Genomic DNA, 12,641 nt, shown 5'->3' with positions numbered 1-12,641 from the left:
ACGGGTCCATGGACCGGGCCCCGCCGGTCGGGCCAGGCTCTGACGATGGACATCCGGACGGCAAGACGAAGGACCATCGGGGCCGTGGTGGCCGCGCTCGCCGCCACTCTGCTGCCCTGGCAGAGCGCCGCCGCCGTTGACGGACCGGCCGCCGCTCCGCCGCCGGAGGTGCTGCCCTCGCTGCGGCAGTGGCAGCCGGGCGAGGGGGAGTTCACCCTCACGGACCGGGCCAGGATCGTGCTGGACGGGGTACGGGAGCAGCGCACCGCCGACGACGCCAAGAGGTTCGCGGGCGAGCTGAAGGGCGGCGCTCCGGTGTCCCGGGGCCGGGCCAGGTCCGGCGACGTGGTGCTGCGCCAGGACGCGTCCCTGAAGGGGGCGCTGGGCGCGGAGGGCTACCGGCTCGATGTCGGGGACCGGGTCACGGTCACCGCGGCGACCTCCACGGGGGTGTTCTACGGTTCGCGCACCGTGCTCCAACTGCTGAACGACGACGGCCGCGCGGCCCGGGGCTCCGCGACCGATGTGCCCGCGTACCGGGAGCGCGGCGTCGGGGTCTGCGCCTGCTACATCAACGTGTCCCTGCCGTGGTTCGAGCGGCTGATGAAGGACATGGCCTCGCAGAAGCTCAACCAGCTGTGGATCGAGGCGAAGGTCAGGAGCGACACCGACCCGGAGTCCGCGTTCTGGGGGTACTACACCAAGCCGCAGATCCGGTCCCTGGCCGCGATGGCGAAGAAGTACCACATCGAGCTGGTGCCGGAGATCAACTCCCCCGGCCATATGGACACCTATCTGGAGAACCACCCCGAGCTCCAGCTCAAGGACAGGGACGGCGTCGCCTCACCGCCCCGGCTGGACATCTCACGGCCCGAGGCGCTGACGTACTACACCTCCCTGGTCGACGAGGCCCTGAAGGCGTGGGACACCCGCACCTGGCACATGGGCGGCGACGAGTACATGATCGGGTCCTCGTACCCGGACTATCCGCAGCTCCAGACGGCCGCGACCGCGAAGTGGGGTGCTTCGGCCACCCCCGACGACCTCTTCGTCGACTTCATCAACCAGGTCAACGCGCATGTGAAGGCCGGCGGCCGGTCGCTGCGGATCTGGAACGACGGGCTGCTCGGCCACAACAGCGCCGTGCCGCTGGACCGCGACATCGCCGTCGAGCACTGGCTCGGCGGCGGCGCCATCCAGCAGCCGTCGGAGCTGCTGGCCGAGGGCCGTCCGGTGATGAACTCCGCGTACTCGCTCTACCTGGTGCGCGGCGGCTTCACGATGGATACCCGGAAGCTGTACGAGAGCGGCTGGACGCCGCTGAGCTTCGAGGGCGAGACGCTGCCGGCCGGGGCCGCGAACCTGACCGGCGCGAAGATCAGCCTCTGGCCGGACAGCGCGGCGGCCGAGACCGAGAACGAGGTCGAGGCGAAGGTCTTCATGCCGCTGCGCTTCATCGCCCAGGCCACCTGGGGCGGCCCGAAGCCGAGTGACACGTACGCCGGTTTCGAGGCGCTGGCCCGGCGGATCGGTCACGCGCCCGGCTGGGCGAACACCGACCGCACCCCGCTCGCGAACGGCACGTACCGGCTCGGTGCCGGAGCGAAGTCGCTCGCGCCCGGCGCGGACTCCGGGGTGTCCCTGACCCGGGGCGCGACGGACGGCTGGACGCTGACCGCGACCGCCGACGGGTACTACACGGTCCGTTCGGAGCGGACCGGCGGGTGTCTGGACGCGGTGCGCGGGAAGAAGTACCTGGGTGCGCCGCTGGAGGTGGGTGCGGAGCTGTCGCTCGGGACCTGCTCCGCGGACGCGCGCACCCAGCGCTGGCAGCTGGACGCCGGGGCGGGTGCGCTGGTTCTGCGCAACGCCGTCTCGCAGCTCCGGCTGACGGAGCGGGCCGGGGACGGCGCCGCGGTACAGACGACGGGCGGGACGCGCCTGACAGCGAAGTCCGCCTGACGCGCGACTGTGGGGCCCGCCGTCCCGGCGGGCCCCACACGTGTGCCCTAGGGCTTGTCCTCCGGATCGGGCCGGAGTCAGATGCCGCAGTTCGGCGCCGACCAGAAGTGGCTCGGCCCCTGGTTCACGTGGATGTGGTCGCCGTGGTCCGGGTACCCCGGGCCGAGGATCCCGTTGAAACCGTGGTTGCGGGCCTGCTGGGCGATGGTGCACAGGGGAAGTCCGCCCAGGTCGGCCGCGTCGCCGTACAGATGGCGGCTGCCGGCCGCGCCGCCGACCGCGCTGTTGCAGGACGTGGAGCGGAAGCCGCTGTTGATCCTGATGGGGTGGTCACCGAGCGCGTGACGCAGCGCCTCCAGCTTCCACATGGTGCTCAGCGCGTTGGCCTTCGCCGTGCCCGCCGCGACCGCGCCGCCGGCCCAGGTGCTGTTGCAGGTGTTGTGCTCGGCGTAGGTGAAGTGGACGGGCGTGCAGTCGTTGTCCTGGAGGGCGTAGAGCTTGGCCTGGGTGGCGGGGCCCGCGACGCCGTCGGCGGCCAGCCCGTAGGCGGCCTGGAAGCGCTTGACGGCGGCTGTGGTGGCGGGTCCGTAGGAGCCGTCCACGGCGAGTACGGAGTTGTACCCGGGGTATCCGGCCACCCGGATCTGGAGCTGGACGACATCGTTGCCGGTGGCGCCCGGGGAGAGGGTGCGGGTCCAGGTGTAGCAGCCGTCGGCCTGGGCCGTGCCGGCCGTGGCCACGGCCCCGCCCAGCGCGAAAGCCATGGTCATGACAAGGCCGAGCAGGAGTCTCGCGGAACGTCTGAACATGGGGGGCTCCCTACCACGACGAAGGTGTGGACAGAGAGACTGTCGGACGAGTCGACGCGCGTCAACTACGCCCATGGGAAGGCAGGTTGACGGGAGAGGGAAGCGGCGGGGGCCCTGCCCCGGCGAACCGGAACAGGGCCCCGCACAGCTGTGCGCTCAGCCGGTTCAGCTGTTCGGCACGGTCTCGTAGCGCGGGGTGTTCTCCTCCATCTGCCGGAGCGCGTCCTTGCGGTCGCGCTTGGAGAGCCGGTCGATGTACAGGTACCCGTACAGGTGGTCCGTCTCGTGCTGGAGGCAGCGGGCGAAGTAGCCGTTGCCCCGCACCTTGACCGGGTTGCCCTTCGCGTCCTGTCCGCGCACCACCGCGTAGTCCGGGCGGGCCAGCGAGGCGTACGCCGTCGGGACCGAGAGGCAGCCCTCGTTGGCGTCGTCCAGGACCCGCTCCTCCGGCGCCAGCTCGTCCAGCACCGGGTTGCAGATGACGCCGGTGTGCCGCACCCCGTCGTCGTCCGGGCAGTCGTAGACGAAGACCTTGAGGTCGACGCCGATCTGGTTGGCGGCCAGGCCCACGCCCTCCGCCGTCCGCTGGCTGGCGAACATGTCGTCGATCAGCGTGGCCAGCTTGTCGTCGAACTCCGTGACGGCCTTGCACTCCTTGTGCAGGACCGGATTGCCCACCACCGTGATCGGGCGCGAGGTGCCGCGCTCGCGGTAGGCCGCCTCACGCGCCTCGCAGTCCTCTGTGTCGACGAGAAACCCCTCGCCGTCGACGCCGTCGACGCTGATCTGCTCGTCCGTCTGCTCCTGCGCCATGTCCGCCGTACGCCTTCCTCACAACCTGAGACCCGGGATCCGCGGCTCGCGAGGACCCGGGCACCCGAGCACCGGAATCGGTGCGCGTACAGCCTACGGGTACGGGTCAGCAGACCTCTTCCAGATCCCGCCACTCCCGGCTGTCCGGGCTGTCCGCCACCCAGCCGTCCAGCAGCCCGCGCACCAGCCCGGCGGGCGCCGCCAGCCCGCACTCACGCTCCGGTACCCACAGCTCACCGGCGGTGCGGTGGCCCAGCGGTCCGGGGTGGCCCGGCTCGCTGTGGTCGTGCGGGTCGAGGTGCTCGCCGTCGCCCTCGTCGCTCTCCATCCGGCTCTCCGAACAGGCCCGGCAGAGCAGCCGGACGGACGAGGACCAGTCCTCCGCCGCGAAACCGGCGTCGGAGGCCAGCTGCTCCAGGGCGTCCCGGTCCGCCTCCGTGGCGGCTTCGAGGAGCACCACCCAGGTCGGCACGGGGGACGGCGCCCACAGCTCTATCTCGTCGAACACCGGGTACGAGGGCCCGGCCGCGGTGATCCGCTCGCCGTTCGGCACCCCGTCGTGCAGCACGACCTCGCCCCAGCGCCGCCCGGAGGACGGCAGCGGGATCGACAGCACCTCCATCCGCGCCGGATCCAGCCTGCGGCCCCACACGACCTCGGCCTCGCCCTCCGGCGACAGCCGTACGGCCGCGCTGCCCAGGTCCATACCGACCGGCTCGCTGTTGGCGGCAGGGGTCTGCTGACCGCCTCCGGGCACCCTCAGCCCGTACGCCTGCCAGGCCCGGCGCGCCAGCGGCCAGTCCTGCAGCGCGGTGGCGGCGATCCCGACGTTCCACCAGTCGGGAGCGCCGGACTCCTTGTCGAGCAGCGCGACGGCCCGCAGCCCGGCGGCCCGCGCCTGCTCCCAGTCATGCCGGAACTTGTGCAGCAGCGCCAGGTTGAACCACGACTCGGAGAGCCAGGGCTCCAGGTCCGCCGCACGCGTCAGCAGCGCGCCCGCGTCCTCGTACCGGCCGTCGCCGATCAGCGTGAACGCGCGGTCCGTGGCCTGCCGCCAAGAGGCGGAGGGCCGATGCCGTACCTTCCCGAAGATCCTCACGATTCCCGCCTGTCCCGACTGGACACCCTCGTTTTTCCGCTCTCTTCGCATCCAACCATGCCCGACCGGACGCCCGCTCATTACCCATGGGTTACCCAGGTGGGACAGGGGTCAGACCGTCCCTGGCCAGAACCCGGGCGAGCGATTCCACGACCTGGGGCTGATAGTCGTGGCCGGTCCCGAGCCTGAGCCGTTCCAGTGCGCCGAGCGGCCCGCCGGCGCTTTCCCCGCACAGGTCGTCGTACGCGTTGACCGCCCTGACGATCCTGGCGGACAGCGGCTGCTCGCGGAAGGGGTCGGCCTGCCGCTCGACCACGACGGCCACCTTCGCGTCCACCCCTGTCTGGCGGACCACGGCTCCGCCGAGCAGTGCGATCCGGCGCTGCTCCGCGGCGGGCAGTGTGGCGGTGGCGCCGTCCGGGACCGGGTCCACGAGCGAGAGCTGGCCGATGTCGTGCATCAGGGCCGCGTACTCCAGGACCGTGAGCTCGGGCCCGGAGAGCCCCAGCTCACGGCCGACGGCCGTGCAGAGCGCCGCCACCCTGCGGGCATGGCCGTGCGGGGTGTATCCGGCGATCTCGGTGGAGCGGGCGAGCGAGGCGATGGTCTGCCGGTAGGTGGTGCGCACGGCGACGAAGCGGCGGAACGACAGCTGGGTGAGCAGCAGCGGTACGCACAGGACGGGCAGCGCCCACAGCCCGGCCGCGGCGACCCCGAGCGCCATGACGGCCCCGGTCGCGCAGACCGCGGAGCCGATGCCCAGCAGGGCCCGCAGCTCGTCGCGGAGCAGCGGGCCGTACGGGACGGGGGTGCCGGCCCGCAGCAGCAGGGCGCCCAGAACCGCGTCGCACAGCGCGGTGAGGCCGAGCAGCAGGAGCAGGAAGGCGGCGTAGTAGGGCCCGTCGCCGAACCAGCTCTCGGACCGGCCGGAGTTGTAGAGCGGCTGGAAGCACACGGCCGCGAAGGCCACGGTCAGGACGCGGCGCGCCACCTGGTCGGGGGCGGGTCCCCGGCCGCGTGCGACATGGGGCACGGAGGCGACGAGCTGGGCCGCGACGAGCACGGCGATCACCTGGAAGGCGTCCTGCCCGGTGGGCTCCCCGCCGCTGCGCCCGAGCAGGGCGTACGCGAGGGCCCCGGCGGCGCCGAGCGGTGCGGGCTCCCGCTCCCCCGGGAGCGAGCCCCAGCGGGCCAGCTCACCGACGGCGATGAGCACGCCGAAGGCGAGGGCGTGGCCGGGGTCGTGGAGCCCGTACCAGAGGGTGTGGGCGAGCGCGGCGGCGGTGAGCGCGAGGGCGGCGGCGCGCACGGCCGGGGTGGCGTTCACCGCTCGGACGCGCCGATGTCGAGCCCGTCCGGCGACGGTGGACGAACCGGCTCCCGGACGGCCCGGGGACCCGTGCCCCGCCCCTCGCCGCGCGCCCCCGGTACCTCCGCCCCGGTCACCGTCACGGCGGCGGACACCCATCCGTGCCGTTCCAGGCCGCGGGCCAGCGCCCGCACCATCTGCGGGTCGAACTGGGTGCCGGCGCACCGCTTGAGCTCCTCCACGGCGGCCGGCACCGGGCGTCCGGGCCGGTAGGACCGGGTCGAGGTCATCGCGTCGAAGGCGTCGGCCACGGCGACCACGCGGGCGAACTCGGGGATCTCGCGGCCGGTGAGCCCGTACGGGTATCCGCTGCCGTCGAGCCGTTCGTGGTGGTGCAGGATCGCGCCCCGTGCCTCACCGAGGAAGCCGATGCCGCGCACGATCTCGTGCCCGTACTCCGGGTGCAGCTCGATCACCCGGCGCTCCTGCGGCGTCAGCGGCCCGTCCTTGCGCAGTACCCGGGTCGGCACGCCGAGCTTGCCGACGTCGTGCAGGATGCCGGCGAACCGGAGCACCTCGACCCGGTCCCTGGCCATGCCGAGCTCATCGGCGATCAGCACGGAGGCGCGTCCCACGCGCTCGCTGTGGCCCCGGGTGTAGGTGTCCTTGATGTCGACGGCCTGCACCAGGGCCCTGATCGTGGCGCGGTGCGCGGCGTGCTCGCGGTGGTACTGGGCGAACACCCAGCAGGAGATGTACATCGGCAGCAGGACGAAGAGCGCGGCCAGCGGCCCGTACGAGCTGTTCCACAGGACCGCCATCATCAGTCCGGCGAGGCCGTGCACGAGGTGCGGGCCGAGCGCGCGGGGCAGCAGCCCGGCCCAGGCGCGCCGGACGGGCAGCTGTTCGGCGGCGGCCAGGATCGAGCCGTCCAGCGCGCTCAGCACCAGGCTGAAGGCGAGGGCGGCGGCGCAGGCGGGCAGCAGCGCGTACGGGAGCTCCGGCAGTCGCCCGGTTCCGGAGCCGCCGAGCGCGGCGGGCCCGCCGAGCAGCGCGTGGACCTGGGAGGCCGCCCAGACGGTGAGGGCGAGCTGGGCCGCCCGCCAGACGCGGCGGGCGGCGGCCGGGGGGTTCTCCACCCGGCCGGCGAACGAGCCGGGTATCGCGACCAGCGCCGCGGCTCCCGGCGGCAGCAGGAAGGCGGCCGCGAGGAGCAGCGGAAAGAACGATCCGGCACTGATCGGCACGGAGCTGCCGAAGAAGGGGCAGCGCCCGGGGAGCTCGCACAGCAGGTAGAGCCCGGTGAGCAGTGCGAGGGTGGTCCACGGGGTGCCCGCGCCGGGACGCAGCGCGGGCAGCACGCAGAGTGTGGCGCAGAGCGCGACCGCCAGGATGTACGCCCGCGCCACGCCGCGTGTGGCTCTCACCCGATCCGCCCCGCCCCCAGGTCGCGGCCGCGAAGGTCCCGCCGGTTCGCGGACACTCCCCGGCATCGCCGATGGAGGCGCCAGGCTAACGAGTTGGGGGCGGCGACTCAGGGGGGACGGCCGCGATTAGCACGTTCGGGTGATGCGTCAGTCCTTGGCGGCGGCCGGCAGCTCGCTGTCGGAGACCGTCACGTCCTGTTCGGGCACCGCCTGGCCGGAGCGGATCAGATCGATCCGCCCCATCACCTTGGAGCGCAGGTCGGTCGGTACGTCGTCCTGACCGCAGCAGCGCTTCACCAGCTTCTTCACGGCCTGTTCGAGGCCGTACTTCTCCAGGCAGGGAGAGCACTCACCGAAGTGCGTCTCGAACTTGGTGCAGTCGCTGTCGGGCATCTCCCGGTCGAGGAACTCATAGAGGTGGTCAAGGACCTCTGAGCAATCCGTCTCGTGCGGCTCTCCGCAGCTCATGAGCCCGAGCCTTTCCGATCGTCCGACTCACCGGCGCCCGCCGGCACGAGCCCGCGGTCACGGGCGTAGTCCTCCAGCATGCCGCGCAGTTGACGGCGGCCCCGGTGCAGTCGGGACATCACCGTACCGATGGGTGTCCCCATGATGTCCGCGATCTCCTTGTAGGCAAAGCCCTCGACATCGGCAAGATAAACCGCGATGCGGAACTCTTCGGGGATCGCCTGCAGCGCGGACTTCACATCGGAGTCGGGCAGATGGTCGAGGGCCTGGGACTCGGCTGAGCGCAGACCGGTCGACATGTGCGACTCGGCACGGGCCAGCTGCCAGTCCTCGATCTCCTCGGCGGCACTGCGCTGGGGTTCACGCTGCTTCTTGCGGTACGAGTTGATGAACGTGTTGGTGAGGATGCGGTACATCCACGCCTTGAGGTTGGTCCCCTCACGGAACTGGTGGAAGGAGCCGTACGCCTTGGCGTACGTCTCCTGGACCAGGTCCTCGGCATCAGCGGGGTTGCGCGTCATGCGCAGCGCGGCCGAGTACATCTGGTCGAGGAAACCGAGGGCATCGCGCTCGAAGCGCGCGTTGCGCTCGGCGGTCGTCTCCTGCGGGCGGCCGTCGTCGGTCCCTGTGTCGGTCCCAGTGACCGGACCCACCTCCTCCAACGCTGTGGCGGAGCCGAAACCGGACCCGCTCGAATCGGAGAATAGTCGACCTTGGTCCGGCGCGGGCTGTCGATCCGATCCGCTCAGTGCCCGCTCGGGAGTGGTCTTGGCCGCGTGCAGCACCGTCCACTCCAGGTCAGCGGCGTTCGAGCGACGCGGGCAGATGGTCGAACCCATGCGACGGACTCCCTCTCCACATACGACGTTGGTGTACCGACATCCCGCACAACAGTGGCCCCCCGCCCAACATTCCCGGGCCGTACGTCACACGATTCCGGCCAGCCATCCGGTCACCGCGGAAGTGAGGATCTCCATCGCCTGATCCTCGGTCACCCCGGACCGCTTCGGGACCGCGAAGCCGTGGTCCCCGTGCGGCACCTCGGCGATCCGGTACTCCCCCGGAGGGAATTCGGCGGGCCTGCCGAACGGATCGTTGCCGCCCTGGACCACCAGGGTGGGCACGCCGGAGGCCAGCAACTCGTCCTTGCGGGACTTCTCCGGCCGGCCCGGGGGATGCAGCGGGAAGCTGAGCGCGAGGACCGCGCGGGCGCCGAGCCCGGACGCGGTGCGGCAGGCCACCCGGGCACCGGCGCTGCGCCCGCCGGCGACGACCGGGAGCCCGGCGGCGGCCAGGACCGGCCACAGTCCGCGCCAGCCGGTGTCCAGGGTCTTCGGGGCGGGCGCGAGCTTCTTCCCGGCGACCCGCCAGGGCTGCTCCACCAGAGCGACGCTCACTCCGTGGGCGGGCAGTACGGCGGCCAGCGCCCGCAGGTCCCGGGCCTCGATGCCGCCGCCGGCCCCGTGGCCGAGGGCGAGCAGGAGGCGGGGATCGCTCGCGGGCAGCCAGCTGATCCGGGCGGTACCGGCCCCGGTCTCGACCGTCTCCGTGCGGGGGTCCTTCTGGGTGGCGTTCACGCCCCCTATCCAACCAACCCGTGGCGCGCGGGCCGGGGTCCGGCGCGTGGCTCGGAGCAGCGTGGCGAGGAGCGACGTGCCTCGGAGCAGCGTGGCTCAGAACAGCGTGCCGACCTCGGGCGCGGCGAGTTCGTCCAGCAGCTCGGGGCCGTTGTTGCGGACGTTGCTGACGGCGGTGGCCACCGGGTAGGCCCGCATCAGGCCGCCGGGCGGGGGCGCGAGCAGGCCCCGCAGCTCCTCCACGTCGGTGCGGGAGGGGTCCAGCCAGTCGTCCCAGCGGTCCGGGGTGAGCATCAGCGGCATCCGGGGGTGGATGTCGGCGAGCGCGGCGGGGCCCTCGGCCGGGGCGACGGCGAGCGGGCTCGTCTCCGCCTCCGTGGTGATCACCGAACAGGTCACCCACCAGGCCTGCGGATGGTCGTCCGGCAGGGTGCGGTCGCGCCAGAACTCGTAGAGCCCGGCCATCGCGAAGACAGAGCCGTCGGCGGGGGTCACGAAGTACGGCTGCTTGCGCGGCCGCTTCTTGCGCCCCTTCTCCTCAAGCTGCCGCTCCTCGCTGCCGGTCACCCACTCGTAATAGCCGTCGGCCGGCAGGATGCAGCGGCGCGAGACGAAGGGGCGGCGGAAGGACGGCTTCTCGTGCACGGTCTCGGCGCGGGCGTTGATCATCCGGGCGCCGCCCTCCGGCGTTTTGGCCCAGGAGGGGACGAGCCCCCATTTCAGTGCGCGCAGCTGGCGAACCGGACGCTGGTCGTCCGCGTCTTTCACCGGACGCTCCAGTACGGCGTAGACCTCCTTGGTCGGCGCCACGTTGTAGTCGGGCTCCAGTGTCTCGGCCGGTTCCCACTTCTCCACATGGAAAAGTCCGGTCAGATCCTCGGGCCGCCGACTCGCTGCATACCGTCCGCACATAAGTGCCAGACTGCCACGACCGTCATCCCGACCGGACGTCAATACCGCAAGGAGCCGCCCGCGCCATGGACAGCACCGATCTCGGCAATCTCTGGGACCGCGTCTTCGGCACCCAGCCGGCCCCCGATCAGTGGCTGGTCGTGGTGACCGCCACGGCCGCGCTCATCGCTGTCGTGCCGAACGTCATATGGCGGCTGACCCGCAACGCGATCACCATCGCCCACGAGGGCGGTCACGGACTGATCGCGCTGCTCAGCGGGCGTCAGCTGTCGGGCATCCGGCTGCACTCCGACACCAGCGGGCTGACGGTGAGCCGGGGCAAGCCGACCGGCATCGGCATGGTCCTCACCGCGGCGGCGGGCTACACCGCCCCGCCGCTGCTCGGGCTCGGCGGCGCCTGGCTGCTGGCCGACGGCCGGATCACGCTGCTGCTCTGGCTGGCCACGGCGCTGCTCGCGGTGATGCTGGTGATGATCCGCAATGTGTACGGGGCGCTGACGGTGATCTTCACCGGTTCGCTCTTCCTGCTGATGTCGTGGCTGGCCTCACCCGACTGGCAGTCGCTGTTCGCGTACAGCGCGGTCTGGTTCCTGCTGCTGGGCGGGGTGCGTCCGGCGTTCGAGCTGCAGTCCAAGCGGCGGCACGGCGGTGCGCCGGACTCGGACGCGGACCAGCTGTCCCGGCTGACGGACGTACCGGCCGCGCTGTGGCTGTTCCTGTTCCACGCCGTGTCGCTCTGCTCGCTGATCGGCGGCGGGCGCTGGCTGCTGGGTCTGTGACCCACGGTCGGTTGCCGGGCCTGTGACCCGGGGCCGGTTGCCGGGCCTGTGACTCCACTCCCTTTACCAGTCTTGCGTTACGTCCCGGTTTCCACGCATTTGATCAAGATCTGGGTTTGCGGGGAGCCATTAAAGTGAGCCCATGACCGAAAGCTCCGTGCACCCCGCCCTCTGGCCCGCCCCTCACGCGAGCGGAGCCGTCGACGCGACCGTCACCGTGCCCGGATCGAAGTCGGTCACCAATCGCGCCCTGGTGCTGGCCGCGCTCTCCTCCGAGCCCGGCTGGCTGCGCCGGCCGCTGCGCTCCCGCGACACCCTGCTGATGGCGGACGCGCTGCGCGCGATGGGCGTCGGCATCGAGGAGACGGTGTCCTCCAGCTCATCGGTCGCGGGCGGCCCGGACGGCTCCGGCGAGGCCTGGCGCGTCATCCCGGCGGGTCTGCACGGCCCGGTCACCGTCGACGTCGGCAACGCCGGCACCGTCATGCGCTTCCTGCCCCCGGTGGCGGCCCTCGCGGACGGCCAGGTCCGCTTCGACGGCGACCCGCGCTCCTACGAACGGCCGCTGACCGGAGTGATCGACGCCCTGCGGGTGCTCGGTGCCCGGATCGACGACGACGGCCGCGGTTCGCTGCCGATGACGGTGCACGGTGGCGGCGCGCTGGACGGCGGCCCCGTCGCGATCGACGCGTCCTCGTCCTCCCAGTTCGTCTCGGCGCTGCTGCTTTCGGCGCCGCGCTTCAACCAGGGCGTGGAGGTGCGCCACACCGGCGCCCGGCTCCCGTCCATGCCGCACATCCGGATGACCGTCGACATGCTGCGGGCGGTCGGCGCCCAGGTCGACGAGCCCGAGACGGGCGGCGAACCGAACGTCTGGCGGGTCTCCCCCTCCGCCCTGCTCGGCCGCGACCTGACCATCGAGCCGGACCTCTCCAACGCGCAGCCGTTCCTGGCCGCCGCACTGGTCACCGGCGGTCGGGTCACCGTGCCGGACTGGCCGCAGCGCACCACGCAGCCCGGTGACGCGCTGCGCGAGATCTTCACCGCGATGGGCGGCAGCTGCGAGCTGACCGAGCAGGGGCTCACCTTCACCGGCTCCGGCCGGATCCACGGCATCGACGTCGACCTCGGCGAGGTCGGCGAGCTGACCCCGGGCATCGCGGCGGTCGCGGCCCTGGCCGACTCCCCCTCCACCCTGAGCGGCGTGGCCCATCTGCGGCTGCACGAGACGGACCGACTCGCCGCGCTCACCAAGGAGATCAACGAGCTGGGCGGTGAGGTCACCGAGACCGCCGACGGCCTCCACATCCGGCCGAGGCCGCTGCACGGCGGTACCTTCCATACGTACGACGACCACCGGATGGCCACCGCCGGGGCCGTCATCGGCCTTGCCGTCCCCGGAGTGGAGATCGAGAACGTGGCGACGACCGCCAAGACCCTGCCCGACTTCCCGCAGATGTGGACCGGAATGCTCGGGGCCTGAGAC

The 12,641-nt window shown here is 72.1% G+C and carries 12 protein-coding genes; 3 read left to right on the top strand and 9 right to left on the bottom strand.

Translation table 11 applies throughout. The features are described 5' to 3' along the window. The first annotated feature begins 45 nt into the window (after nucleotides 1-45). Complete coding sequence (locus tag OG892_RS27290) at nucleotides 46-1,962, top strand: family 20 glycosylhydrolase (RefSeq protein WP_242436767.1); 1,917 nt, start codon at nucleotides 46-48, stop codon at nucleotides 1,960-1,962. 77 nt (nucleotides 1,963-2,039) lie between these two features. Here OG892_RS27290 and OG892_RS27285 read toward each other — a convergent pair whose 3' ends face one another. From OG892_RS27285 to OG892_RS27245, 9 genes are all read right to left on the bottom strand, one after another. Next, nucleotides 2,040-2,771 (bottom strand): D-Ala-D-Ala carboxypeptidase family metallohydrolase, encoded by a 732-nt coding sequence (locus OG892_RS27285; RefSeq protein ID WP_073737022.1) that lies wholly within the window; start codon nucleotides 2,769-2,771, stop codon nucleotides 2,040-2,042. 165 nt (nucleotides 2,772-2,936) lie between these two features. Further along, nucleotides 2,937-3,584 carry a peptide deformylase gene (def, locus tag OG892_RS27280; protein WP_073737023.1) on the bottom strand — a complete coding sequence of 216 codons (648 nt, stop codon included), beginning with the start codon at nucleotides 3,582-3,584 and terminating at the stop codon, nucleotides 2,937-2,939. A gap of 106 nt (nucleotides 3,585-3,690) precedes the next feature. Next, complete coding sequence (locus OG892_RS27275) at nucleotides 3,691-4,683, bottom strand: hypothetical protein (RefSeq protein ID WP_073737024.1); 993 nt, start codon at nucleotides 4,681-4,683, stop codon at nucleotides 3,691-3,693. Nucleotides 4,684-4,774: 91 nt separating this feature from the next. Further along, a complete protein-coding gene (locus OG892_RS27270; RefSeq protein WP_371631700.1) occupies nucleotides 4,775-5,992 on the bottom strand; it encodes an HD-GYP domain-containing protein in 1,218 nt (405 codons plus the stop codon). A 14-nt stretch (nucleotides 5,993-6,006) separates the two neighbouring features. Then, on the bottom strand, nucleotides 6,007-7,419 hold the full coding sequence (locus tag OG892_RS27265) for an HD-GYP domain-containing protein (protein ID WP_328865473.1): 1,413 nt from the start codon (nucleotides 7,417-7,419) through the stop codon (nucleotides 6,007-6,009). A gap of 147 nt (nucleotides 7,420-7,566) precedes the next feature. Next, nucleotides 7,567-7,887 carry a mycothiol system anti-sigma-R factor gene (gene rsrA / locus OG892_RS27260; RefSeq protein WP_073737027.1) on the bottom strand — a complete coding sequence of 107 codons (321 nt, stop codon included), beginning with the start codon at nucleotides 7,885-7,887 and terminating at the stop codon, nucleotides 7,567-7,569. Then, on the bottom strand, nucleotides 7,884-8,540 hold the full coding sequence (locus OG892_RS27255; protein ID WP_018105559.1) for a sigma-70 family RNA polymerase sigma factor: 657 nt from the start codon (nucleotides 8,538-8,540) through the stop codon (nucleotides 7,884-7,886). Before OG892_RS27255 ends, rsrA begins: the two co-directional genes overlap by 4 nt. 273 nt (nucleotides 8,541-8,813) lie before the next feature. Then, nucleotides 8,814-9,464 carry an alpha/beta family hydrolase gene (locus tag OG892_RS27250; protein WP_371630515.1) on the bottom strand — a complete coding sequence of 217 codons (651 nt, stop codon included), beginning with the start codon at nucleotides 9,462-9,464 and terminating at the stop codon, nucleotides 8,814-8,816. A gap of 96 nt (nucleotides 9,465-9,560) precedes the next feature. After that, the gene (locus tag OG892_RS27245; protein ID WP_328865475.1) at nucleotides 9,561-10,376 is read right to left on the bottom strand and encodes an SOS response-associated peptidase; all 816 of its coding nucleotides are present in this window, start codon (nucleotides 10,374-10,376) and stop codon (nucleotides 9,561-9,563) included. Nucleotides 10,377-10,441: 65 nt separating this feature from the next. Between OG892_RS27245 and OG892_RS27240 the strand changes: the two genes are divergently transcribed. Both OG892_RS27240 and aroA read left to right on the top strand, forming a co-directional pair. After that, on the top strand, nucleotides 10,442-11,155 hold the full coding sequence (locus OG892_RS27240; protein ID WP_073737031.1) for a M50 family metallopeptidase: 714 nt from the start codon (nucleotides 10,442-10,444) through the stop codon (nucleotides 11,153-11,155). 142 nt (nucleotides 11,156-11,297) lie between these two features. Next, a complete protein-coding gene (aroA, locus tag OG892_RS27235) occupies nucleotides 11,298-12,638 on the top strand; it encodes a 3-phosphoshikimate 1-carboxyvinyltransferase (RefSeq protein ID WP_073737032.1) in 1,341 nt (446 codons plus the stop codon). The last annotated feature ends 3 nt before the right edge of the window (nucleotides 12,639-12,641 follow it).

Source organism: Streptomyces sp. NBC_00341, from assembly GCF_041435055.1.
GTDB lineage: Bacteria > Actinomycetota > Actinomycetes > Streptomycetales > Streptomycetaceae > Streptomyces.
Note: the sequence above shows the minus strand (reverse complement) of the source record. Positions and strands in the feature narration are given on the sequence as shown.